22 protein-coding genes are annotated in these 23296 nt (G+C 63.0%); 14 read left to right on the forward strand and 8 right to left on the reverse strand.

Annotation, left to right across the window (positions count from 1 at the left end):
• Nucleotides 1–240: 240 nt before the first annotated feature.
• The 9 genes from gcvA (X738_RS68645) to X738_RS68685 all read left to right on the forward strand — a co-directional run bounded on the left by gcvA (X738_RS68645) (nucleotide 241) and on the right by X738_RS68685 (nucleotide 10275).
• Complete coding sequence (gcvA, locus tag X738_RS68645; protein WP_023801518.1) at nucleotides 241–1149, forward strand: transcriptional regulator GcvA; 909 nt, start codon at nucleotides 241–243, stop codon at nucleotides 1147–1149.
• A 192-nt stretch (nucleotides 1150–1341) separates the two neighbouring features.
• A complete protein-coding gene (locus X738_RS68650) occupies nucleotides 1342–2652 on the forward strand; it encodes an ABC transporter substrate-binding protein (protein ID WP_023801519.1) in 1311 nt (436 codons plus the stop codon).
• Nucleotides 2653–2773: 121 nt separating this feature from the next.
• Nucleotides 2774–3646 (forward strand): carbohydrate ABC transporter permease, encoded by an 873-nt coding sequence (locus X738_RS68655; protein ID WP_023801520.1) that lies wholly within the window; start codon nucleotides 2774–2776, stop codon nucleotides 3644–3646.
• Between the two features lie 11 nt (nucleotides 3647–3657).
• Entirely contained in the window at nucleotides 3658–4482 is an 825-nt protein-coding gene (locus tag X738_RS68660) for a carbohydrate ABC transporter permease (RefSeq protein WP_023801521.1), read from the forward strand.
• A 50-nt stretch (nucleotides 4483–4532) separates the two neighbouring features.
• Nucleotides 4533–5537: an ABC transporter ATP-binding protein gene (locus tag X738_RS68665; protein ID WP_023801522.1), complete on the forward strand. Its 1005-nt coding sequence runs from the start codon at nucleotides 4533–4535 to the stop codon at nucleotides 5535–5537.
• Entirely contained in the window at nucleotides 5534–6304 is a 771-nt protein-coding gene (locus tag X738_RS68670) for an L-iditol 2-dehydrogenase (protein ID WP_023801523.1), read from the forward strand. Before X738_RS68665 ends, X738_RS68670 begins: the two co-directional genes overlap by 4 nt.
• Before the next feature lie 181 nt (nucleotides 6305–6485).
• Nucleotides 6486–7964 (forward strand): mannitol dehydrogenase family protein, encoded by a 1479-nt coding sequence (locus X738_RS68675; protein ID WP_023801524.1) that lies wholly within the window; start codon nucleotides 6486–6488, stop codon nucleotides 7962–7964.
• Nucleotides 7965–8008: 44 nt separating this feature from the next.
• Entirely contained in the window at nucleotides 8009–8692 is a 684-nt protein-coding gene (locus tag X738_RS68680) for an HAD family hydrolase (RefSeq protein WP_023801525.1), read from the forward strand.
• On the forward strand, nucleotides 8689–10275 hold the full coding sequence (locus X738_RS68685; protein WP_023801526.1) for an FGGY-family carbohydrate kinase: 1587 nt from the start codon (nucleotides 8689–8691) through the stop codon (nucleotides 10273–10275). Before X738_RS68680 ends, X738_RS68685 begins: the two co-directional genes overlap by 4 nt.
• A gap of 31 nt (nucleotides 10276–10306) precedes the next feature.
• Here X738_RS68685 and X738_RS68690 read toward each other — a convergent pair whose 3' ends face one another.
• From X738_RS68690 to X738_RS89170, 3 genes are all read right to left on the reverse strand, one after another.
• Nucleotides 10307–10885, reverse strand: a complete 579-nt coding sequence (locus X738_RS68690; RefSeq protein WP_031255789.1) for a histidine phosphatase family protein — start codon at nucleotides 10883–10885, stop codon at nucleotides 10307–10309.
• A gap of 224 nt (nucleotides 10886–11109) precedes the next feature.
• Nucleotides 11110–11352: a DUF1194 domain-containing protein gene (locus X738_RS89165; protein WP_373420446.1), complete on the reverse strand. Its 243-nt coding sequence runs from the start codon at nucleotides 11350–11352 to the stop codon at nucleotides 11110–11112.
• Nucleotides 11349–11720 carry a DUF1194 domain-containing protein gene (locus X738_RS89170; RefSeq protein WP_373420447.1) on the reverse strand — a complete coding sequence of 124 codons (372 nt, stop codon included), beginning with the start codon at nucleotides 11718–11720 and terminating at the stop codon, nucleotides 11349–11351. The genes X738_RS89165 and X738_RS89170 overlap by 4 nt, the downstream gene beginning before the upstream one ends.
• 557 nt (nucleotides 11721–12277) lie before the next feature.
• Here X738_RS89170 and X738_RS68700 point away from each other — a divergent pair.
• On the forward strand, nucleotides 12278–13681 hold the full coding sequence (locus tag X738_RS68700) for an MATE family efflux transporter (protein ID WP_023801528.1): 1404 nt from the start codon (nucleotides 12278–12280) through the stop codon (nucleotides 13679–13681).
• Between the two features lie 42 nt (nucleotides 13682–13723).
• Here the strand turns inward: X738_RS68700 and X738_RS68705 are convergent, their stop codons facing one another.
• The 5 genes from X738_RS68705 to speB all read right to left on the reverse strand — a co-directional run bounded on the left by X738_RS68705 (nucleotide 13724) and on the right by speB (nucleotide 17481).
• The gene (locus X738_RS68705; protein WP_023801529.1) at nucleotides 13724–14089 is read right to left on the reverse strand and encodes a hypothetical protein; all 366 of its coding nucleotides are present in this window, start codon (nucleotides 14087–14089) and stop codon (nucleotides 13724–13726) included.
• Nucleotides 14090–14200: 111 nt separating this feature from the next.
• Nucleotides 14201–14848 carry an amino acid ABC transporter permease gene (locus tag X738_RS68710; protein WP_023801530.1) on the reverse strand — a complete coding sequence of 216 codons (648 nt, stop codon included), beginning with the start codon at nucleotides 14846–14848 and terminating at the stop codon, nucleotides 14201–14203.
• Nucleotides 14845–15513: an amino acid ABC transporter permease gene (locus X738_RS68715; RefSeq protein WP_023801531.1), complete on the reverse strand. Its 669-nt coding sequence runs from the start codon at nucleotides 15511–15513 to the stop codon at nucleotides 14845–14847. The genes X738_RS68710 and X738_RS68715 overlap by 4 nt, the downstream gene beginning before the upstream one ends.
• A 21-nt stretch (nucleotides 15514–15534) precedes the next feature.
• Nucleotides 15535–16332, reverse strand: coding sequence for a transporter substrate-binding domain-containing protein (locus tag X738_RS68720; protein WP_023801532.1), 798 nt, complete (start codon nucleotides 16330–16332; stop codon nucleotides 15535–15537).
• Between the two features lie 87 nt (nucleotides 16333–16419).
• Nucleotides 16420–17481, reverse strand: coding sequence for an agmatinase (gene speB, locus X738_RS68725; RefSeq protein ID WP_023801533.1), 1062 nt, complete (start codon nucleotides 17479–17481; stop codon nucleotides 16420–16422).
• Nucleotides 17482–17709: 228 nt separating this feature from the next.
• On the opposite strand from speB, the gene gcvA (X738_RS68730) reads away from it, so the two are divergent.
• The 4 genes from gcvA (X738_RS68730) (at nucleotide 17710) to X738_RS68745 (ending at nucleotide 23296) form a co-directional block, all read left to right on the forward strand.
• Complete coding sequence (gcvA, locus tag X738_RS68730; protein ID WP_023801534.1) at nucleotides 17710–18684, forward strand: transcriptional regulator GcvA; 975 nt, start codon at nucleotides 17710–17712, stop codon at nucleotides 18682–18684.
• Nucleotides 18685–18875: 191 nt separating this feature from the next.
• The gene (pncB, locus tag X738_RS68735) at nucleotides 18876–20180 is read left to right on the forward strand and encodes a nicotinate phosphoribosyltransferase (RefSeq protein WP_023801535.1); all 1305 of its coding nucleotides are present in this window, start codon (nucleotides 18876–18878) and stop codon (nucleotides 20178–20180) included.
• Nucleotides 20181–20351: 171 nt separating this feature from the next.
• The gene (locus X738_RS68740) at nucleotides 20352–21824 is read left to right on the forward strand and encodes a hypothetical protein (protein ID WP_023801536.1); all 1473 of its coding nucleotides are present in this window, start codon (nucleotides 20352–20354) and stop codon (nucleotides 21822–21824) included.
• A gap of 167 nt (nucleotides 21825–21991) precedes the next feature.
• Nucleotides 21992–23296, forward strand: coding sequence for an ABC transporter substrate-binding protein (locus X738_RS68745; protein ID WP_023801537.1), 1305 nt, complete (start codon nucleotides 21992–21994; stop codon nucleotides 23294–23296).

Raw genomic sequence — 23296 nt, forward strand, 5'->3', positions numbered from 1 at the left:
AGATGCGGCGGCAATTCCCTGATGTCGAGATAGGCCCGTTTCCTGGCTCCGTGCCGCGCCAATCCACGCGCCAGCCGCAAAAACCAGCCTTGGCCTGGCGTCCGAAATAGCTTTTCCTATACAATGGTCATGATCATCAGCCTTCGTTATCTCTAGACGAGAGTGATCGTCGACCTCAAATATCGGCCGGCTCGGCCTTGCTGCCAATCAAACGTCGATCACGGCCCATAAGGAGGGCTTATGCCTGAACTCAAGTCACGGCAGGTCTCCCAGCTCCCTCCGCTTCAGGCGATCCGGGTGTTCGAGGCGGTGGCGCGGCATCTTTCCTTCACCAAGGCCGCCGGCGAGCTTGGCATGACGCAGGCGGCGGCGAGCTATCAGATCAAGCTTCTGGAGGAGCGCGTCGGGGCGCCTTTGTTCCTGCGCCGGCCAAAGCAGATCGTGCTGACCGAGGCCGGGCAACGCATGGCGCCGGCGGTCAGCGAGGCGTTCGCCCTGTTGGGCGGAGCCTATGCCGCGGCGCGCAGCGGCGCCGACGGAGTACTTTGTGTCTCGACGCTGCTGACCTTTGCCTCGAACTGGCTGGCGCAGCATCTCGGTTCGTTCCAGGTCGCGCATCCGTCGCTGGCGGTGCGTCTCGATACATCGAACCGCATCGTCGACTTTGCCCGCGAGGACATCGACATCGCCATCCGTTCGGGCGGCGGAAACTGGCCAGGCGTGGAGGTGCACAAGCTTTTCAATGCGGACTTCACGCCGATGCTGAGCCCGAAACTCGCGGCGACCATCGGCGGGGTGAAGGAGCCAGCCGATCTGTTGCGCCTGCCGATCCTCGACCCTGGCGACATCTGGTGGCGGGACTGGTTTATCGCCGCCGGCCTGCCGGTCGAGGAACTGGCCAAGCGCCCCGGCTCCAGCATGGCTGCCCAGGCCTATGAGGCCAACGCCGCGATCGCCGGGCAGGGCGTGGCGATCGTAACGGCCGCTCTTTTCAAGGCCGAGCTTGCCGATGGCCGCCTGATCCAGCCTTTCGATCTGGTCGGCGACGACGGCCACGCCTATTGGCTGGTCTATCCCCAGGCGCGGCGCAACGTGCCGAAGATCCGCGCTTTTCGCGAATGGATCCTGGCTGAGATCGCCGGCCAATAGTCGATAATCCATCCGGTCAAGCGGGCACCGAAATTCGGCATTTTCGCGCGCCCTAATCCTCCGGAGCAAGATCCCGCACGAGGCTGCGTGCTGCACTGCAGCAACGAATCCGGCTTGACATAAATCACGCGAGGTGAGTAATTGCTCACAGCCAAAGCAAATGCTCAGCTTGGTCCATGGGAGGAATTTTTGATGAAACTTCGCACGCTCACCCTGGGTCTGTTGTCGGCCAGCACCCTCGCGTTCGCCGCGCATGCCGAATCCATCACCATCGCCACCGTCAACAATGGCGATATGGTGCGCATGCAGACGCTGACCGACGATTTCACCGCCAAGAACCCCGATATCCAGCTGCAGTGGGTCACGCTCGAGGAGAACGTGCTGCGCGAGCGCGTCACCACCGACATCGCCACCAAGGGCGGCCAGTACGACGTGATGACCATCGGCACTTACGAAGTTCCGATCTGGGCCAAGCAGAGCTGGCTGCTGCCGCTCGACAAGCTCGGCGACGACTATGACGTCAAGGACATCATCCCGGCCATTGCCGGTGGCCTCTCGGTCGATGGCACGCTTTATGCAGCACCGTTCTATGGCGAAAGCTCGTTCGTCATGTACCGCAAGGACCTGATGGAGAAGGCCGGGCTGACGATGCCCGACGCGCCGACCTGGGACTTCGTCAAGCAGGCCGCCGAGAAGATGACCGATCGCGCCAATGGCGTGAACGGCGTCTGCCTGCGCGGCAAGGCCGGCTGGGGCGAGAACATGGCCTTCCTGACCGCCATGTCGAACTCCTTCGGCGCACGCTGGTTCGATGAGAACTGGAAGCCGCAGTTCGACCAGCCCGAGTGGAAGAACACGCTGCAGTTCTATGTCGACCTGATGAAGGCCAATGGCCCAGAGGGCGCATCTTCGAACGGCTTCAACGAAAACCTGGCGCTGTTCCAGCAGGGCAAGTGCGGCATGTGGATCGACGCCACCGTCGCTGCCTCCTTCGTCTCCGACCCGAAGAACTCCACGGTCGCCGACAAGGTCGGTTATGCGCTGGCGCCCGACAATGGCCTGGGCAAGCGCGGCAATTGGCTGTGGGCGTGGTCGCTGGCCATTCCCGCCGGCACGCAAAAGGCTGACGCCGCCCAAAAATTCGTATCCTGGGCAACCAGCAAGGCCTATCTCGAGCTCGTCGCAGCGAAGGAAGGCTGGGCCAATGTTCCGCCGGGAACGCGCACCTCGCTCTACGCCAACCCCGAATACCAGAAGGCGGCGCCGTTCGCCAAGATGACGCTGGACTCGATCAACGCCGCCGATCCGACGCATCCGACCGTCAAGCCGGTGCCTTATGTCGGTGTCCAGTTCGTCGCCATCCCCGAGTTCCAGGGCCTTGGCACCACCGTCGGCCAGCTGTTCTCGGCGGCACTCGCCGGCCAGACCAGCGTCGACGACGCCTTGAAGCAGGCCCAGGACGCAGCCACCGCAACGATGACCGAGGGCGGTTATATCCAGTAGGCTCCTCCCGGTGCCGAAAGCCGGTTGCCTATCTTAACCGGCAGGGGCCGCCCGAATCCCAGTTCGGGCGGCCACCTTCACAACACTGAAAAATTTGGCTGACCTTTGAAGGGTGACCGTCATGGCTACTCAGCAGACCCGTTCGCTTGCCCGCTTCATGATGGCGCCATCCGTGGTGCTGCTATTCGTCTGGATGATCGTGCCGCTGGCATTCACCCTGTGGTTCTCCTTCCAGCAGTACAATCCGCTCAACCCGATCCGCGACGGCTTCGTCGGCTTCTCGAATTACGCGCTTTTCTATTCCAATCCGGCATTCCTGCAGTCGATCCTCAACACGCTTATCCTCGTGGCCAGCGTGCTTTTGATCACGGTGATCGGCGGCATCCTGCTGGCGCTGCTGATCGATCAGCCGATGTGGGGACAGGGCATCGTCCGCATCCTCGTCATCTCGCCGTTCTTCGTCATGCCGCCAGTCGCCGCGCTGGTGTGGAAGAACATGATCATGCATCCGCAATACGGCGTCTTTGCCGACATCGCGCGTTTCTTCGGCGGGCAGCCGATCGACTGGTTTGGCCAATACCCGATGCTGGCGATCATCATCATCGTCGCCTGGCAATGGCTGCCGTTTGCGACATTGATCCTGTTGACGTCCCTGCAGTCACTCGACGGCGAGCAGAAGGAAGCCGCCGAGATGGACGGCGCCGGTTTTGTCAGCCGCTTCATCTATCTGACGCTGCCGCATATGTCGCGCGCCATCACCGTCGTCATCCTGATCCAGACGATCTTCCTTCTGTCGGTCTATGCCGAGATCCTCGTCACCACCAATGGCGGCCCGGGTTACGCCTCCACCAACCTGCCCTTCCTCGTCTACCAGAAGGCGTTGCTGGAGTTCAAAATCGGCCAGGCATCCGCCGGCGGTATCATTGCCGTCATTCTAGCCAACATCGTCGCCTTCTTCGCCATGCGCGCGGTCGGCAAGAACCTGGACAGATAAGGGAGGAAACGATGGCACGTGCAGTCAGCACCCAGCACAAGACGATCGCGACCGCGGCCGCCTGGATCGTCGCCCTGCTGATCTTCTTCCCGATCCTCTACACGATCATCACCTCGTTCAAGTCGGAGCAGGAGGCCATCCAGGGCTTCAACCTGTTTCCGTCGGGAACCACGGAGAGCTACACCGCGGTCGAGGCACAGAGCGGCTACTTCAAGTTCTTCCTCAACTCGGTGTTCTTGTCGGTCGGCTCGACCATCCTGGCTTTGCTCGTCGCCATACCCGCGGCCTGGTCGATGGCGTTCTCGCCGGGCAAGTGGACCAAGGACATCCTGATGTGGATGCTTTCCACCAAGATGATGCCGGCGGTTGCCGTGCTGTTCCCGATCTACCTGATCTTCCGCGATACCGGATTGCTCGACAGCCGCATCGGCCTGATGATCATGCTGATGCTGATCAACCTGCCGATCGTGGTGTGGATGCTCTACACCTATTTTCGCGAGATTCCCGGCGAGATCTTGGAAGCGGCGCGCATGGACGGCGCATCGCTCTGGAACGAGATCGTCTATGTGCTGACGCCGATGGCGGTGCCGGGCATCGCTTCGACGATGCTGCTCAACATCATCCTGGCATGGAACGAGGCGTTCTGGACGATCCGGTTGACCACCACCGAGGCCGCCCCTCTCACCGCCTTCATCAGTTCCTTCTCCAGCCCGCAAGGGCTGTTCTGGGCCAAGCTTTCGGCGGCCTCGACGCTGGCGATCGCGCCGATCCTGATCATGGGCTGGTTCAGCCAGAAGCAGCTGGTGCGCGGCCTGACGTTTGGCGCCGTGAAGTAACACCGCCGCAAGCGATGAACGACGGACAATAACCCCTCGGGGAGGAAACCATGGGAAATATCACGCTCAAGCACGTCTCCAAGTCGTTCGGGTCGACGGTCATCATTCCGGGCATCGACCTGGCCATCGAGAACGGCGAGTTCGTCGTCTTCGTCGGCCCGTCGGGCTGCGGCAAGTCCACGCTGCTGCGGCTGATCGCCGGGCTGGAGGACACCACCGCCGGCACCATCAACATCGACGGCCGCGACGTCACCGGCGAGGCGCCGGCCAAGCGCAAGCTGGCCATGGTGTTCCAGTCCTATGCGCTCTACCCGCATATGACGGTGGCCAAGAACATCGCCTTCCCGCTGAAGATGGCGGGCGAGGACCAGGCCACCATCGATCGGAAGGTCAAGGACGCGGCGCGCATCCTGAACCTCACCAACTATCTCGATCGCCGTCCCGGCCAGCTCTCCGGCGGTCAGCGCCAGCGCGTCGCCATCGGCCGCGCCATCGTGCGCCAGCCATCGGCCTTCCTGTTCGACGAACCTCTGTCCAACCTCGACGCAGCACTGCGCGGCACCATGCGGCTGGAGATCAGCGAACTGCATCATCAGCTCAAGACGACGATGATCTACGTCACCCACGACCAGGTCGAGGCGATGACCATGGCCGACAAGATCGTCGTGCTCAACGCCGGCAACATCGAACAGGTCGGCTCGCCGATGGAGCTCTACAAGACGCCGAAGAACCTGTTCGTCGCCGGCTTCATCGGTTCGCCCAGGATGAACCTGATCGAAGGCGCGCCGGCGGCCAAACATGGCGCCAAGACCGTCGGCATCCGTCCCGAGCATATGAACATCTCGACGACTTCAGGCGAATGGAAAGCCACGGTCGGTGTTGCCGAGCATCTCGGCTCCGACACGTTTCTGCACGTTCAGGCCGACGGTGTCGGGCCGCTGACGGTGCGCGCCGACGGCGAACTGGCCGCCCATCACGGCGACACGATCTATCTGACGCCGGACCAGACCAAGCTGCACCGCTTCGGCGCCGACGGAAAGGCGATGTTGCAATGAGGCTCGAGGGTAAATCGGCGCTGATCACCGGATCGGCGCGCGGCATCGGCCGGGCGTTCGCCGAAGCCTATGTTCGCGAGGGCGCCACCGTCGCCATCGGCGACATCAACCTCGAAGCCGCGGAAAAGGCCGCTTCGGAGATCGGTGGCAAGGCTTACGCCGTGAAACTGGACGTCACCGATCTCGCTTCGATCGAGGCGGCGGTCAAAGCGGTCGAGACAAGGGCCGGCGGACTGGACATCCTGGTCAATAACGCCGCTTTGTTCGACCTGGCGCCGATCGTCGAGATCAGCAAGGCGAGCTACGACAGGCTGTTTTCCGTCAATGTCGCCGGCACGCTGTTCATGCTGCAGGCAGCCGCCCGCTCGATGATCGCGGCAGGCCGGGGCGGCAAGATCATCAACATGGCGAGCCAGGCCGGCCGCCGCGGCGAGGCGCTGGTTGCCGTCTATTGCGCCACCAAGGCAGCCGTCATCTCGCTCACCCAGTCGGCCGGCCTCGACCTGATCAAGCACCGCATCAACGTCAACGCCATCGCGCCCGGCGTCGTCGACGGCGAGCACTGGGACCATGTCGATGCCCTGTTCGCCAAATACGAAAACCGGCCGAAGGGCGAAAAGAAGCGGCTGGTCGGCGAGGCCGTGCCCTATGGCCGCATGGGCACGGCGCAAGACCTCACCGGCATGGCGGTGTTCCTGGCATGCGACGACGCCGAATACATCGTCGCCCAGACCTACAATGTCGATGGCGGCCAGTGGATGAGTTGAACTTTCCTTCTCCCCTTGGGGGAGAAGGTGCCGAGTGAAACGAGGGTGGACGGGGGGTTCTGATGCAGCACTTCGTCCAGCACCCCTCAACCGTCTCGGCGCTGCGCGCCGATCCACCTTCTCCCACAAGGGGAGAAGGTCAGGCAGGCGCAGGCGCCGCAATGAGAAGGCGTTTGTTAAAATGACCGTAAAACTCTCATCGGCGGCACTGTCCCGCCTGCCGGAAAAAGTCGTCGGCCCGAAATACGATCGCGCCGCGCTCAGGGCCGGCATCGTGCATTTCGGCGTCGGCAATTTCCATCGCTCGCACCAGGCCGTCTATCTCGACGACCTGTTCAATGCGGGCGTCGGCCACGACTGGGCACTGGTCGGCGCCGGCGTCTTCGACGGCGAAAAAGTTGGCCGCGGCAAGTTGCAGGAACAGGACTGGCTGACCACCGTGGTCGAGCAGGATTCTGGCCACATGAGCGCCCGCATCACCGGCGCCATGATCGACTTCCTGATGCCGGGCGATGCAGCCGCGATCTTAGAACGGCTTGCCGACCCGGCGATAAGGATCGTTTCGCTGACCATCACCGAGGGCGGCTACTTCATCGATCCGGCATCGGGCGTGTTCAATCCGACCCATCCCGATATCGTCGCCGACGCGCAGCCGGGAGCAATGCCGAAGACTGTCTTCGGCATCATTCTTGCCGGGCTGTTGCGCCGCCGCGACGACGGCATAGTACCGTTCACGATCATGTCCTGCGACAACATCCCCCACAACGGCCATGTCACCGCCGACGGCGTCATCGGGCTCGCGCGGCTGATCGACGAGAAACTGGCGACCTGGGTGAGCGAGAACGTCGCCTTTCCCAACGGCATGGTCGACCGCATCACGCCGGCCACCACCGACCGCGAGCGCGGCATTCTGTCGAGCGAGTTCGGGCTCGACGACAATTGGCCGGTGTTTTGCGAGCCGTTCAGGCAATGGGTGCTGGAGGACCATTTCACCGACGGCCGCCCGCCGCTGGAAAAGGTCGGCGTGCAGTTCGTCAGCGATGTCGCGCCCTATGAGCTGATGAAGATCCGCATCCTCAATGGCGGCCATGCGACCATCGCCTATCCCGCCGGGCTGATGGACATCCATTTCGTCCACGAGGCGATGCAGGAGCCTCTGGTGCGCGGCTTTCTCGACAGGCTGGAGCACGACGAGATCATCCCGACCGTGCCGCCGGTGCCGGACACCGTGCTGGAGGATTATTATCAGCTCATCGAGCACCGCTTCTCTAACCCGAAGATCGGCGACACCATTCGCAGGCTTTGCCTCGACGGCTCCAACCGGCAGCCGAAATTCATCATCCCGACCATCGCCGACCGGCTGAAGGCCGGCAAGGGCGTCGCCGGCCTGGCGCTGGAATCGGCGCTCTGGTGCCGCTACTGCTTCGGCACGACCGATAGCGGCGCCGTCATCGAGCCCAATGATCCAAGCTGGGACCGGCTGCAGACGACCGCCAGGGCGGCAAAGGCTGCGCCTGCCGCCTGGCTGGCCATGGAGGACATCTATGGCGAGGTCGGCCGCTCGACGCCGTTCGTCGAAGCCTTTGCCAAGGCGCTCGAGGCGCTCTGGGCCGATGGCGCACGTTCGACGCTGACGCGCTACCTCGCCGGCAACCTCTAAGATCGGCTCAATGCCGATGAAGCCCTGCCGATGAAGGCCCTTCAATGACGCCTGACCTGGTCATTTTCGACTGCGACGGCGTGCTGGTCGACAGCGAGGGGCTGTCCGTTTCGGCGCTGCTTAGCATGATCACGCTTGCCGGCGGCACTGTCAGCGAGGATGCCGCCTATGAGCATTTCCTCGGCAAAAGCATGAAAAGCGTTCGCGAAATCCTCGGTCGCGACTTCGGACTTGATATCACCGACCAGCACCTGACCGAGATGCGCGTCGGGCTGATGCGCAAGTTTCGCGACGAGCTGAAGCCGATCCCCGGCATCGGCCAGGTTCTTCCGAAGCTTACCGTGCCATGCTGCGTTGCTTCCTCCGGCACGCTGGATCGCATCCGCTATGCGCTCGACGTCACCGGGCTGCTCGGGCTGCTCGAGCCGCATCTGTTCAGCGCCGCCATGGTGGCGCGGGGCAAGCCGGCGCCGGACCTTTTTCTCCACGCCGCCGCCAAAATGGGAGCGATCCCGCAAAATTGCGTCGTCGTCGAGGACAGCCCCGTCGGCGTCGCGGCGGCACGGGCGGCGGGAATGCGCGTCCTCGCCTTCACCGGCGGCTCGCATGCCGGCAACCCGGCACTGAAAGCGCGGCTTGCGTCGAGTGAACCGGACTTTATATTCGCTGACATGCTGCAACTGCCCGATCTGATTGCAGGCCTGGGAGCGAGAGTAAGAACATCTTGACGAACAGTTTCGTTTGCGCGGTCGATGTCGGCACCGGGAGCGCCCGTGCGGGCATTCTCGACACCGGAGGCACCTTGCTCGGCCGCGCCGAGCATCCAATCGTCATGAACCGGCCGAAGGCCGATCACGCCGAGCACGATTCGCAGGATATCTGGTCGGCGGTCTGCATTGCGGTGCGCGCGGCCAATGAAAAAGCCGGCGTGGCAGCGCAGGACATCGTCGGCATCTCCTTCGACGCCACCTGCTCGCTGGTGGTGCGGGGCAAGGATGGTGGCCAGCTCAGTGTCTCGGTGACAGGCGAAAGGCGCTGGGACACCATCGTCTGGCTCGATCACCGCGCCATTGCCGAGGCCGATGAATGCACCGAAAGCGGCCACGCCGTGCTCGACTATATCGGCGGCGTCATGTCGCCGGAAATGGAGACGCCGAAGCTGATGTGGCTGAAGCGCAACCTGCCCGCAACATGGAACGAAGCCGGCTATCTATTCGACCTCGCCGACTTTCTCAGTTGGATGGCAACCGGTTCGCTCGCCCGCTCGCAATGCACGCTGACCGCCAAATGGACCTATCTGGCGCATGAAGAGACCGGCTGGCGGCACGACTTCTTCAAAGCCGTCGGGCTCGGCGATCTTTTCGAGCACGGCAATCTGCCTGACAAGGCCAGCCCGGTGGGCGCCGATATCGGCCGGCTGAGCAAGCAAGCCGCGGCCGAGCTTGGCCTGAGCGAACAATGCCGGGTCGGCGCTGGCGTCATCGATGCCTATGCCGGCGCGCTCGGCGTGCTCGGCGGCTTCGCCGGCGATGAAACCAACATCGGCCGGCATCTGGCGCTGATCGCCGGCACTTCGAGCTGCGTCATGGCGATGTCGCTCGACCCGCAACCCTTTGCCGGGGTCTGGGGCCCGTATTATGGCGCGGCCCTTCCCCGGCTTTGGCTGTCGGAAGGCGGCCAATCGGCCACCGGCGCGCTGCTCGATCACATCATCCGCTGGCACGGCGCCGGCGGCGAGCCGGACGCCGCCATGCACGCCAGGATTGCCCGGCGCGTTGTCGAGTTGCGCGCTATAGAGGGCGAAAATCTGGCCGGAAGGCTGCATGTGCTGCCGGATTTCCATGGCAACCGCTCGCCGCTCGCCGACCCGCATGCCGTCGGCGTCATCAGCGGTCTGACGCTGGATTCCTCCTTCGACAGCCTGTGCAAGCTGTATTGGCGCACCGCCGTCAGCATTGCGCTGGGCGTGCGCCATGTGCTGGAAGCGCTGAACGAGAACGGCTATCTGATCGACACGCTGCATGTCACCGGCGGTCACACCAAAAACCCGCTGCTGATGGAGCTTTATGCCGACGCTACCGGCTGCACGGTGGTCGAGCCGCTGGCCGATGAGGCGGTGCTGCTCGGCACCGGCATGATCGCCGCCACCGCCGCCGGACTTTTTCCCGATTTGAACGCCGCCTGCGTCGCCATGCAGCAAGGCGGCAAGACGCGAGAGCCCAATTCGGCGGCCGCCGGCCGGTTCGACCGCGACTACCGCGTGTTTTTGGAAATGCACCGGCAGAGACAGGCGCTGGACGAAATCAGGTAGGTGCGGCGCGAAGAACCCTGCAATGCGTCTGCTATCTCTGATTCCATCGCCGGATAATTGGCTCGCCAAGGTCGTGCTCATAGCCGAGCACGCTTGTGCTGGCGGTATCCAGCACGAATAGCGCGCCATCTTGCGGCGGCAGGCCGAGCCAGCGCGCCGTCAGCACCCGCAGGAAATGCGAGCTTGAAAACACCAGGACATTGCCGTTGACGTCGCGCAATTCATTGACGATCCGATCCGCCCTTGCGCCGACATCCTCTGCCGCCTCGCCGTCAGGGCAGCCGTCGCGAAACAGACGCCAGCCGGGACGCTCGATGAGGATCTGCTTCGTGGTCAGTCCCTCGTGCGCGCCGTAATCCCATTCCGCCAGATCGGCCTTCGTCATGCCGGCCGAACCGAAGCCTGCTAGCGTACAAGTCTTGAAGGCGCGCTGCGACGGGCTCGACCAGACTGCCTGGAACGAAAGCCCCTGCAACCGCTCAGCGAGCCCCCCAGCGGCCGCCTCGCCGGCTGGCGTCAACGGTATGTCGGTCAGCCCGGTGTGCTTTCCCGACGCGCTCCATTCCGTCTCGCCATGCCGAACCAGATGGATTTCGGGAAACGCGCTCATCTGCATGCCCTTTCGAGACACTGGGTATACAGCCTGCCCGGCTGGAAACCGCCTGAAGAGCAGACCTCATCGACTTCTACACTTCTACAGTCGCTGCTTCCGACGGTATTGCAAGCGGCGCGACCGGATCTCACGAGGGTCGGCGACGATCATCGCAACTTTTCGAAATGCGCCGGCGGAGGCGGATGATCCAGGGATATCCAGAGAAGAGACAGCGGGATCTGCTACCGGGTCGTGCGATCATTGCTTGGAGCAGCACTGCTGATCTCCAGAACGAGCTTTCTGCGAATGGCGACCGAATAGTCGGCGGGTGAAGCGGGAGCGATGACGAATGATCCTGCCCCGCCAATGACATTCTCCCTGAAGTAGTCGGGAAGCTCGGTGGTAACGCCAGGCTCAGTTCGCTCCACTGCGATTGCATTGATGATGTAACCCTTGGCAACCGCTCGCCGGCGGCTTTCCGTCACCGGTAACCGTCATTGTTGGTTCCATTCGAGGAGACATCGATGATGTTCTTTCTTGCAGTTCCTGGAAACCTGTCGAGCAATTGGCCGCTTACGTCGATCGCGAAGGAAAGAGACGTTCTTCCGCGAGAGTTGCGCCCTTGACCCGTGTCGCCCGCCCTGTCGATGGTTGAGGCCGCAGCTACAGCCTGCCCACTGTCGCATATTGTCGTCCACGGCAGCACCGTCTGGAGGCGTCCAACGCTCGACCATTGGATGTAAGTGATGGCAATACATCCGACCAGCCCGCCGGCGATGGCGTACGCCACCTCTTTCGACCGGAGTGCGTCGACATGCCCCTGTCGCTGCAGAGTCGCATATTCGATGTTCATTGAGGCGGACTTGTCGACCGCAAAGACGATCGCCGCGTCGACATCGTTTGCCCTAGGCCTTCGCGCCAGGGAAGGGTACAATGGCGGCAAGCAAGCAAACGCCGGAAACGAGGCTGCGAAGGCTCCGCAGCGTTGCATGAGACATAGGGCGTTTCCTCGTTCCCCGCTTAAGGCGCGTCGGGTTTGAACCGATTCATGCGACGCGCCTGAAGTCTTTGTTTTTGTGCATGCGATTTTCCCAAAACCGCTGCACACCTTTGGGTCAAGCCCAGGGACACGCTTTTGGGCGATATGCACTAGCCGCGAAATTCTAGATGAACCCGACATTCTCGCTTCTCCAGGCAAGCACCGTCATCGTCCATTTGAATGACAGGGCACAGCGCCGTACGCATTGCTGGCTCAACGCTTCCCTTGAGCCAGCCCCTTGCCATAGCTGCCCATTTCATGGACAAGCCGTGCGGATAATGCGGAATCCGGGCCGATCACGGCCATTTTCCGCGCTGAGACGCGGCTTCCGGCCCTTTTTGCCGACGCGCCGCAATCGGATAGGCGAAAAAATGTATGCGATCGAAGCCGGCGCGCGCGCGCCGGAAAATCTTTGGCGTCGGGAAATCAAGGCGACGTTGGCGCTCGCCTGGCCGATGGTGCTCACCAATCTCGGCCAGACGGCGATGACCGCCACCGATGTCATGATGATGGGGCGGCTGGGTCCGGACACGCTGGCCAGCGGCGCGCTCGGCGCCAACCTCTATTTCATGCCGCTGATCTTCGGGCTCGGCCTGATGTTGGCGACCTCGCCGATGATCGCCACGGAACTCGGCCGCCGTCGCCACTCCGTGCGCGATCTGCGCCGCACCGTGCGGCAGGGCCTGTGGCTGGCAATCCTCATCTCAATCCCGATCTGGATATTTCTCTGGTATGGCGAGGCCGTGTTGCTGGCCATGGGCCAGGAACCGGCGCTGGCGCATCAGGCCGGCATCTACCTGCGCTGGCTTGAATGGGCGGTGCTGCCGTTCTACGGCTATATCGTCCTGCGCTCGTTCATCTCGGCCCTGGAGCGGCCGGGTTGGGCGCTGGTCATCGTCTTCGTTGCCGTCGCCTGCAATGTGTTCTTCAACTGGGTGTTCATGTTCGGCAATCTCGGCGCTCCTTCGATGGGCATTGCCGGCTCCGGCCTCGCCACCACGCTGTCCAGCATGCTGATGTTCGCCGGCATGGCGGCGGTGGTGATGCTTGAGCCGAAGTTTCGCCGCTATCAGCTGTTCGGGCGCTTCTGGCGGGCCGACTGGCCGCGCTTCAAGGGCCTGCTGCGGCTCGGCCTGCCGATCGCCGGCCTGCTTGCCTTCGAGGTGACGATCTTCAACGCGGCGGCCCTCCTCATGGGGCTGATCGACGCCGCCTCGCTCGCGGCGCATGCCATCGCCATCCAGATCGCTTCGATCAGCTTCATGGTGCCGCTTGGCCTCAACCAGGCGGCGACGGTGCGCGTCGGGCTCGCCCATGGCGCCGGCAATCCGGAAGGTGTTTCCCGCGCCGGCTGGACCGCTTTTGTCATCGGCGTCTCATTCATGGCGCTGATGGGGCTGGTGATGATCCTATGGCCGCAACTGCTGATCAGCGCCTTCATCGATCTCGGCGACCCGGCCAATGCCACTGTGATCGGGCTTGCCGTGTCGTTCCTGGCCTTTGCCGCGCTGTTCCAGATTTTCGATGGGGCACAGGCCGTGGCCGCCGGCATGCTGCGTGGCCTGCACGACACCCAGGTTCCGATGATCTATGCAGCGATCGGCTATTGGGGCATCGGCCTGCCGCTCGGCGTGCTGCTTGCCTTCCATTCCGGGCTCGACGGCGTCGGCATCTGGATCGGCCTGTCGTTGGGGCTGGCGGTGGTGGCGGCACTGCTCCTGGCGCGCTGGCTGCGGCGGGACAGGATCGCGCCGCCGCTCTCCTTTGGGCATTGATGAAACGGCGTCGTCGTCGCGAAGGAGGGCGGGTCATGATGTCTATGGATATTTCGTCTGATTGGCGCTCGCGGCCTGAGGGCTTAGATTGCTTTGCAACTCCTTTGGCAGTGGAAGACTTGAGCACCGCAGGTGCACCGCGCGCGCGAACAATTTTCGTTGCTTCTGCTGGTGCTCCTTGATGGCTGCTGCGAGCCCTAATCCGTACGGGCCAAGAAAGACGCCGGTTCCCCAGCCCGGCTGCTTTTTTTCGCGAGCGTCGTAGTCCGAAGCCTGCATGCGGGCTTGCTGGCATTCCGGCGACGCCCATTTCCGGTCTTGCTTCGAAAGCGACGCTCCATAGTCGACCGGAGAGGTCGCGCATCCAGCCACTGTCGCGGCCAACGCGACCAACAATGCAATTCTCATCCCCAAGCCTTTCTAATGCATGTGGAGAGTACACAGAACTCTTCTTGCAACAAGGAGATAGCTCCGAAGAAGCTAAGAAGGCATTCGAACGAAAAGCGCCGAGGCAGTTTGCTAGTTTGTCGTCGCCCGTCGTTCAAGCGAGCGTGCATATTGCGTCAGCGGGAAGCACATGACGAAGAAGATCAAGGCGACCAGCCCATAGACGGTGAACGGCTCGAAGGTCGCATTGTTGATGGCGTTGGATGTCCTGACCAGTTCCTCGAAACCGATGATCGAGGTCAGCGCGGTCGACTTGATCAGCTGCACCAGGAAACCGACGGTCGGGGCGCGGGTGATCGAAAACGCCTGCGGCAGGATGATCAGCCTCAGTTCCTGCAGATAGTGAAGGCCGAGGCTGGCGCCGGCGTCCCACTGGCCGCGCGGCAGCGCATCGACGCCGCCGCGCCAGATCTCGGCGAGATAGGCGCTGGCGAAGAAGGTCAGGCCAAGCGCTGCAGCGGTCCACGGCTCGATGCGCAAGCCCAGCATCGGCAGGCCGAAGAACATCAGAAAGAGCTGCATGAGCAGCGGCGTGCCCTGGAAAAGCGCAATGTAGCCCGAGGCCAGCCGCCGCGCCCATTTAGTTTTGGCGATCCGGAAGAACAGCACGACCATGCCGACCACGCCGCCGCCGACGAAGGCCGCCAGTGACAGAAGCACCGTCCAGCGCGCGGCGAGCAGAAGGTTGCGGACGATATCCCAGAAGGTAAATTCGATCATGACACGCCGGCCCCCAGAGCGCGGCGGCCGCCGCTGACCAGCAGCCGGCGCAGCCCCATCGACAGGACGAGATAGACCATGGTCACCACGAAATAGGTCTCGAAAGCACGGAAGGTGCGCGCCTGCAGCATGTCGGCCTCGTAGGTCAGTTCGCGCACCGCGATCTGCGACACCACGGCGGACTCCAGCATCATGATGATGATCTGGCTGGTCAGCGCCGGAAAGATCACCTTGAGCGCTTGCGGCAGCACGATCTTGACGAAGACCTGACGCAGCCTGAGCCCAAGCGCAAGGGCTGCTTCCGTCTGCCCGCGCGGCACCGCGTCGAGCCCGGCGCCGACGATCTCGATCGTGTAGGCCGCCATGTTGAGCGTCATTGCCAGCATGGCGGCCAGCAGCGGATCGAGCCTCACGCCGATGCTGGGCAACCCGAAGAAGATGAAGAACAGCTGCACAAGGAACGGCGTGTTTCTGATAATTTCGACATAGACGCCGATTGCCCGCTTGAGCAGCAAGGGGCCGTTTCGTCGCCCTGCTGCGCCGAGGATGCTGAGGAACGTTCCCGCGAGCGTGGTCACGGCGATCAAAAGGATCGTCATGGCCGCCCCGCGCGCGATCGCACCTGTCGCATCGGCAAGCCAGCCGAAGTCGAGGCTGTAGCCCATGATAGGTCCTTACCCCGGAGATCAATCCTTGAGGTTGTCGGGATTGAGCGGTGTTTTGAGCCAGGCTTTCGAGCTTTCGTCCAGCTTGCCGTCGGCCAGCATCTTGGCGACCGCGTCGTTGACCGCCTGCTTCAGGCGGTCCTCGTTCTTGTTGAGGCCGATATGCGAGGGCGAGGTGAGAAGCTGGAACTTCTGCTCCGGCTTCAGTGCCTCCTGGCGGGCGAGCACCTGGGCGCCGACATCGTTGCCGACGACCATCAGCTGGGTCTGACCCGAGATGAAGGCCTGGATGACGGAATTATAGTTGTCGAAACGGCGGATGTCGGCCGAGGCGGGTGCTGCCTCGGTCAGTGACGTATCTTCCAGCGTGCCGCGGTTGACGGCGATCGACTTGTCGGCGAGATCGTCCTTGCCTTCGACCTTGAGCGCGGCCGGGCCGATGACGGCGATATAATAGGGCGCGTAGGCGGCGGCGAAATCGATCACCTGCTCGCGCTCCTTGGAGTAGCCGACGCTCATCAGGATATCGACGCGCTTGTCGGTAAGATACGGAATGCGGTTCTGCCCGGTCACGCTGACCAAGTTGAGCTTGACCTTGAGCTGGTCGGCGATGAACTGCGCCACGTCGATGTCATAGCCCTTGATGCTCATATCGGCACTGGCCGAGGAGAAGGGCGGAAAGTCGGAGAAAATGCCGACATTGATCGCGCCGGCCTTGGTGATGTCGTCGAGCGCGTCGGCATTGGCGGCCTGGGTGGCAAGACCGAGGCCGGCGAGCATCAGCACGGCGGCGATGGATGATTTCATGTGAAATGTCATTGTCGTTCCCCTGCTGGAAGCTTGTTTGTTTGAATGCGGCCGCCGGCTCCAGCGCGGCGCTCGCCTTGGAAGTTCTTGCCTGATGCGTCAGGCTCGCTTGCCTGAGAGCGCCGGGCTGAACACCATCAGGCTGAGGATCTCGAACAGCACCTGCGCGCCGGCATGGGCGGTGTTGGTGGTCGCGTCATATTGCGGCGCCACCTCGACGACGTCGCCGCCGACGATGTTGAGGCCCTTCAGGCCGCGCAAAAGTTCAAGCACTTCCCGCGTCGTCAGCCCGCCTACTTCCGGCGTGCCGGTGCCCGGCGCAAAGGCCGGGTCGATGCTGTCGATGTCGAAGGACACATAAGTCGGGCCATCGCCAACGATCTGGCGCGCCTTCGCGATGATGGCGGGCATGCCGAGGCCGGTCACCTCTTCGGCATGCACGACGGTCATCCCGGATTCGTAGGTGAACTCCCAAAGATACTCGGCCGAGCCGCGGATACCGATCTGGATTGTGCGCGACGGATCCAGCACCCCGTCCAGCACCGCGTTGCGGAACGGCCCGCCATGGTGGAACTTGGTCATGTCGAACAGGCCGCTGGTGTCGCAATGGGCGTCGATGTGGATCATGCCGACCGGCGCCTTTTTGCCGACAGCCTTCAGGATCGGGTGGCTGATCGAGTGATCGCCACCGACCGAAAGCGGAATGACGCCGGCGTCGACGATCTGGTTGGTGCGGCGCTCGATGTCGTCATGGCTGGTCTCCAACCGGTAACGGCTCTGGAACGGCACGTCGCCGATGTCGGCCACCTTCAGCTCATGTGTCGGCGCGCATTCCAGCACATGATTGTAGGGGCCGATGCGCTCGATTGCGCGCAGCGCCCTTGGCCCGAAGCGGGCGCCCGGCCGGTTGGTCACGCCAAGGTCCATCGGCACGCCGATCATCGCCACCTGCAGATCGCGGAAATCAGGATTGTCGGCGGCTATTTCCCGGTAAGGCGCGCTGAGGAAGGTCGGGATGCCGGAATAGGGCGCCAGCCGCGTGCCGCTCTTGGAAAAAATCTTGTCGGCGACGCGGCGGAATTTTGGGTCGAACATCTCGCCGCCATGGCTTTCGCCGTATTTGCGGCGCAACGCCTCGAGCTTGCCGCGATCATAACCCATGTCGGTCCTCCATGGCTGTTGCAGAGCGGCCATCAATGACGGTCGCGCCGGCTGCCTGCGGATTTCACATCTTGATGCTGTACGCGCCAAAGTGTCTTGCAGCTGCATTGAAAAATCAATTGATATTGTTAGGGTCTTTGCTGTGAGAAAATCTCACATTAATGTCGAGCACGATCTTATCCGAAAACGGGGTCCCACTTCTGGGGATCGTGCTCCTTTGAGGCTCCGATGGCCAAGCGTCTGCCTCCCCTGAATCCATTGCGGGCCTTCGAGGCGACGGCGCGCCATGCCTCGCTGACCAAGGCGGCGGCTGAGCTCAACGTCACCCACGGCGCCGTCAGCCATCAGATCAAGGCGCTCGAACAGTCGCTGGGCGTCAAGCTGTTCGAGCGCGCCGGTCAGCGGGTGAAGCTGACGCCGCACGGCGCCGAATTGCTGCCGGCGGTGTCGACCGCCTTCGACGGAATCGCCGCCGCCACGCAGCGCATGACAAGGCCGGCGAGCACCGGCGCCCTGTCGGTCTCCTGCGTGCCGGCACTGCTGCTGCTGTGGATGATCCCGCGGCTCGGCAGCTTCACCTCGCAGTATCCCGATATCAGGCTGACGCTGATCCCGTCGAATGATGCCAAGGACGTCCGCGCGCCGCATATCGATATCTGCGTGCATTATGGCGATGGCAGCTGGACCGATTGCTGGATGCGCAAATGGTCGGGCCTCGAACTGTTCCCGGTGGTCAGCCCGACGCTGATCAACAACCGTCCGATCCGCACCGTGCGCGACCTTGCCGATCACGTCTTCCTGCATGGCGACGACGGCCGTGAATGGCACACTTGGCTGGCCGCCGCCGATGCGCTGGATCTGGAGCGCGGCCGCCGCCACCATCTCGGCGATGCTCGCACGGCGACCGAGGCGGCGGTTCATGGCCATGGTGTCGCGCTTGGCGATACGGTGACCGCAAGCGGGCTGTTAGCCAGGGGACTGCTTGTCGCACCGTTCAGCCTGTCGGTGCCGGCGGTCGACGATTTCTATGTCGTCTGCCGCAACGAGATGAGGTCGGCCCCGATCGTGCAGCTGTTCATCGACTGGCTGTTTGCCGAAAAGGAGCAGGCCGACGGCCGCGCCGATGCGCCGGTGGCGGGCCGCATCGGCATCCGCAGGAAGCGTCCGGCGCTGAGAGTGATCGGCGCCAAGACGGCGTCCTGAGGCTGCAGCAGCCGAAGCAGCGCGCTTCCCGCAGCGTTTCCTTTTTGTCGGGCCAGCCGGCAAAGCGGGAGGCGCATTCAAAAATTCAATGCTAAGAGGCATTTGGAGCAATTCCCGGAATAGTGCGCAGCGGCTTCCCGGGAAAAGCGCTAAACAAAAGCTAGGGCGAGCAGCGAAGGCGGCATCGAGACATGACCAAGACCGATATAGCGCGGCGCGTCTACAACCACACCTGGAAGCTCGACCCGATTGTCCGCAGCCTGCTCGACACCGATTTCTACAAGCTGCTGATGCTGCAGATGATCTGGGGCATGTATCCCAAGATCGACACCACCTTCTCGCTGATCAACCGCACCACCTCGGTTCGCCTTGCCGAGGAGATCGACGAAGCAGAACTGCGCGATCAGCTCGACCATGCCCGCACCTTGCGCTTCTCGAAGAAAGAGATGATCTGGCTTGGCGGCAACACCTTCTATGGCCGCAAGCAGATTTTTGAACCGGAATTCCTCGCCTGGCTCGAGAATTTCCAGCTGCCGGAATACGAGCTTTCCAAGCGCGATGGCCAGTACGAGCTCACGTTCAGCGGTCCGTGGATGTACACGACGCTGTGGGAGATCCCAGCGCTGGCAATTATCAATGAACTTCGCTCTCGCGCCGCCATGCGGGCGTTCGGGCCCTTCGCGCTCGACGTGCTCTATGCTCGCGCCAAGGCCAAGATGTGGGCCAAGACCGAGCGGCTGAAAGCGCTGCCGGATATCCGCATTTCGGATTTCGGCACCCGCCGCCGGCATTCCTTCCTGTGGCAGCGCTGGTGCGTCGAAGCGCTGAAGGAAGGCATCGGCGAGGCTTTCACCGGCACCTCCAACGTGCTTTTGGCCATGGACAACGACCTCGAGGCGCTCGGCACCAACGCGCATGAACTGCCGATGGTGTTCGCCGCGCTCGCCAATTCGGAAAAGGAAATGAAGCAGTCGCCCTACAAGGTGCTGCAGGACTGGCAGCGTTACTATGGCGGCAATCTGCTGATCGTGCTGCCGGACACCTTCGGCACCGCGGCGTTCCTGCGTGACGCGCCGGACTGGATCGCCGACTGGACCGGTTTTCGCCCCGACAGCGCGCCGCCGATCGAAGGCGGCGAAAAGATCCTTTCCTGGTGGCGCGGAAAGGGCAAGGACCCCAGACAGAAGCTGCTGATTTTCTCCGACGGGCTCGAGGTCGAGACCATCGAGGAAACCTACCGCCATTTCCACGGCAAGGTGCGCATGTCCTTCGGCTGGGGCACCAATCTGACCAATGATTTCGAGGGCTGCGCGCCGACCAAAACCAACCGGCTCGACGCCATCTCGCTTGTCTGCAAGGTCACCGAGGCCAATGGCCACCCGGCGGTCAAGCTCTCCGACAATCCGGCCAAAGCCACGGGCGACGAAAAAGAGATCGAGCGCTATTTACGCATATTTGGCGAGAAAGACCGCGTGGAGCAATTGGTCAAGGTGTGAGGTGTGAGGGAACTCTTGGATAATTCGAGTTCCTTCGCGCCCCCCTCTGTCCTGCCGGACATCTCCCCCACGACGGGGGAGATTGGCCGTCATCTACACCTTCGCCAATCTCCAACGTCGCATGGAAGGCGCCGACCGAGCGAACTGCCGATCTCCCCCCAAGTGGGGGAGATGTCCGGCAGGACAGAGGGGGGCGCGCGCTGTCATTCAGCCGCCAAAGCCATTTGCTTTCTTGGTTCTGTCGCTTCGTTGGCCCTCCTGTTGCCCACCCCAGCCTTCGCCCATGCCTCCGATCGCGGCCATGTCCTGCTTCTGCCCACCGGCTACTACGTCGCCGGCGGCGCGTTCGCGGTCGCAGCCAGTTTTCTTGTCCTGGCGCTGCTGCCCTCAGACTTTCCTGCCCGCTTCTGGTGGCGGCGCCTGCCGCTGTTCGCATTCGGCGACGGCGCGCGGGCGGTCGTCAGCTTAATATCCTTTGCCGGCTTTGTAATTCTGATTGCGGCCGGCCTGTTCGGCAGCCGTGATCCGCTCTCCAACCCGCTGCCGCTGGCGATCTGGACGCTGCTCTGGGTTGGCCTGGTTTTGCTGCAGGGGCTGTTCGGCAATCTCTGGTCATGGCTCAACCCGTGGTACGGGCCCTGGCGTGTCATTTCCCGCCTGTTCGGCAATCGCAAGATCGTCAATCGCAAGACATGGCGACCGCCTGCGTGGCTCGGCTGCTGGCCGGCTTTCGCGCTGTTCTTCGCCTTCGCCTGGTTCGAGTTGATCGACCCGGCGCCCGACGACCCGGCGCGGCTCGCCTGGGCCGCCGGCCTTTATTGGCTGCTGAGTTTTGCCGCCATGCTGGTGTTCGGCTACCGCGACTGGAGCCGGCGCGGTGAGTTCCTGACCGTCTTCCTCGCCATGGTGGCGCGCTTCGCCCTCCTTGCGCGCAACGAAGGCGGGCGCAATGAAGGTGGCCGGCTCAGTCTGTGCTGGCCGGGCGCCAAGCTCGGCAATGCCGCGCCGCTGTCGCTCAGCGGCATCGCTTTCCTGCTGCTTGCGCTGTCATCGGTGTCCTTCGACGGCCTGTCGAAAACCTTCTTCTGGCTCGGCCTGTTCGGCATCAATCCGCTGGAATTTCCGGGCCGCACGGCGGTGATCGGCGTCGGCACCTTCGGACTCGTGCTGACGTTCGTCCTGCTTGCAGCCGCGTTCATCCTTGCCATTGTCCTCGGCCAGCATCTTGCCGGCAGCCCGCATTCCCTCAGTCAGGCCGCAGGGCTGCTGGTCTGGTCGATCATGCCGATCGCGCTCGCCTATCATGTTGCGCACTATCTGACGGCGCTGCTTGTCGATGGCCAATATGCGCTGGCTGCGCTTTCCGACCCGTTCACGCTGGGCTGGAACCTGTTCGGCACCGCCACCATGCCGATCGAAGCCGGCGTCGCTGCCGGCGCCGGCTCGGCATGGTGGCTGTGGAATTTCCAGGCCGGCGTCATCATCATTGGCCACATGCTCGCCGTCCTCGTCGCGCATGGCCTCGCCTGGTGGTTGCATCCGCGTCCCGCGGGCGCCGCGCTCAGCCAGTTTCCGCTCACCGTGCTGATGATCGCCTATACGGTCTTCGGCCTGTGGTTGCTTGCCACGCCTTCGGTCGGGTGAGACAAAACCCGGCTTCGATGACTTCGATCAGTCCCCGGGGGAAAGCTCGCTTGCCACGTCAGGGCTTTGATGATTTAGTTTGTACACATGCAATTTCGGCGCTCTCACCAAGAGTGGCCCGTCTCGCTACAGCCATTGGTCAAAACTCAAAAACAAGGGGAACTGCCGTGACTGACAAGAATGGGTTTTTAGATCTCTCCAAAACCGGTCTCACCCGCCGCACCGCGCTCAAGGGGTTGGCCGCGGGCGCCGGACTTGCCGTCGCGCCTGGGTTCGTGCGCTACAGCCAGGCGCAAAGCTCGGCGCCGATAAAGATCGGCTTCCAGTCCCACCGCACCGGCATCGGCGCCACCTATGGCCGCTGGTACGAGCGGACCACCGCAGCCGCGGTCAAGGCGATCAACGAAGCCGGCGGCATCAACGGCCGGCCGGTCGAGGTGATCATCGAGGATGACGGCACCGATCCCGGCCGCGGCGCCGAAGTGGTCGGTAAGTTCGCCACCCAGCACAAGACCGACATCGTCTACGGCACGCTGTTTTCGCATGTCGTCATCGGCTCGGCGCCGGCAGCCGGCGAGGCCAAGATGCCCTATTTTGTCGTCAGCGAAGGCCACCACGTCGCCTCGACCAAGCTCAACCGCTACGTCTTCCAGCCCGGCATCACCGACGTGAAGAGCCAGATCCAGGCGATGGCGCCGTGGATCGCGGCGAATGCCGGCAAGAAGGTGACGCAGATTTTCCCCGATTTCGCCTTCGGCTACGACCATCGCGACTACCTGCCGCCGGCGCTGAAGGCGCAGGTCGCCGAGGTCATCGCCCAGATCGCCATCCCGCCGACGGAATCGTCCTTCACCAAATACTTTCCGCAGATCCCGGCCGAAACCGAGGTGATCTACCACGTCATGGTCGGCCCGGCGGTACTCACCTTCGTTAAGGAACTCGGCGAATTCTACGGCTCCAGCCGGCCGCAACTGTTCGGCTTCATCGATTCGCTCGAAGCCACCGACATCAACAGCCCCGGCCTCGAATTCCTCGACGGCAGCCATTTCTGGGAAGGCTCGCCGCGCTATGCGCAGCCCGATGATTCCGGCGCGCAGAAGGCCTATCGCGCCGCCGTCGGCATCGACGACAATGGCGCCGCCGTCGGCGATCCCAAGGACGTCTCCACCGCCGCCCACATGTTCGGCTGCTGGGAAACGCTCTATGTCGTCAAGAAGGCGATGGAGGATGCCGGCTACAAGGGCCCGGAAGACCGCGCCAAGCTGGTCGAGGCGACCGAGGCCCTGACCGAGTTCGCCGAAGGCCCCGAGCATCCGCAGGGGCCGAAGACCTTCAACGGCAAGATCCACCAGTGTTTTGGCATCCAGAACATCTCCAAGGTCGAAGGCGGCCGGCTGAACGTCGTCCACAAGACCAAGATCGAGGACGGCCTCTACGAGCCGGAAGGGGATTACACGACGCAGCCGCTGTGA

The sequence above is a fragment of the Mesorhizobium sp. L48C026A00 genome, assembly GCF_000502375.1.
Classification (GTDB): domain Bacteria; phylum Pseudomonadota; class Alphaproteobacteria; order Rhizobiales; family Rhizobiaceae; genus Mesorhizobium; species Mesorhizobium muleiense.

Bases quoted from the DNA above. Each gene is read 5' to 3' on its own strand.
- gcvA (WP_023801518.1), top strand. From the start codon at position 241: ATGCCTGAACTCAAGTCACGGCAGGTCTCCCAGCTCCCTCCGCTTCAG.
- X738_RS68650 (WP_023801519.1), top strand. From the start codon at position 1,342: ATGAAACTTCGCACGCTCACCCTGGGTCTGTTGTCGGCCAGCACCCTC.
- X738_RS68655 (WP_023801520.1), top strand. From the start codon at position 2,774: ATGGCTACTCAGCAGACCCGTTCGCTTGCCCGCTTCATGATGGCGCCA.
- X738_RS68660 (WP_023801521.1), top strand. From the start codon at position 3,658: ATGGCACGTGCAGTCAGCACCCAGCACAAGACGATCGCGACCGCGGCC.
- X738_RS68665 (WP_023801522.1), top strand. From the start codon at position 4,533: ATGGGAAATATCACGCTCAAGCACGTCTCCAAGTCGTTCGGGTCGACG.
- X738_RS68670 (WP_023801523.1), top strand. From the start codon at position 5,534: ATGAGGCTCGAGGGTAAATCGGCGCTGATCACCGGATCGGCGCGCGGC.
- X738_RS68675 (WP_023801524.1), top strand. From the start codon at position 6,486: ATGACCGTAAAACTCTCATCGGCGGCACTGTCCCGCCTGCCGGAAAAA.
- X738_RS68680 (WP_023801525.1), top strand. From the start codon at position 8,009: ATGACGCCTGACCTGGTCATTTTCGACTGCGACGGCGTGCTGGTCGAC.
- X738_RS68690 (WP_031255789.1), bottom strand. From the start codon at position 10,885: ATGAGCGCGTTTCCCGAAATCCATCTGGTTCGGCATGGCGAGACGGAA.
- X738_RS89170 (WP_373420447.1), bottom strand. From the start codon at position 11,720: ATGAACATCGAATATGCGACTCTGCAGCGACAGGGGCATGTCGACGCA.
- X738_RS68700 (WP_023801528.1), top strand. From the start codon at position 12,278: ATGTATGCGATCGAAGCCGGCGCGCGCGCGCCGGAAAATCTTTGGCGT.
- X738_RS68705 (WP_023801529.1), bottom strand. From the start codon at position 14,089: ATGAGAATTGCATTGTTGGTCGCGTTGGCCGCGACAGTGGCTGGATGC.
- X738_RS68710 (WP_023801530.1), bottom strand. From the start codon at position 14,848: ATGATCGAATTTACCTTCTGGGATATCGTCCGCAACCTTCTGCTCGCC.
- X738_RS68715 (WP_023801531.1), bottom strand. From the start codon at position 15,513: ATGGGCTACAGCCTCGACTTCGGCTGGCTTGCCGATGCGACAGGTGCG.
- X738_RS68720 (WP_023801532.1), bottom strand. From the start codon at position 16,332: ATGACATTTCACATGAAATCATCCATCGCCGCCGTGCTGATGCTCGCC.
- speB (WP_023801533.1), bottom strand. From the start codon at position 17,481: ATGGGTTATGATCGCGGCAAGCTCGAGGCGTTGCGCCGCAAATACGGC.
- gcvA (WP_023801534.1), top strand. From the start codon at position 17,710: ATGGCCAAGCGTCTGCCTCCCCTGAATCCATTGCGGGCCTTCGAGGCG.
- pncB (WP_023801535.1), top strand. From the start codon at position 18,876: ATGACCAAGACCGATATAGCGCGGCGCGTCTACAACCACACCTGGAAG.
- X738_RS68740 (WP_023801536.1), top strand. From the start codon at position 20,352: ATGTCCGGCAGGACAGAGGGGGGCGCGCGCTGTCATTCAGCCGCCAAA.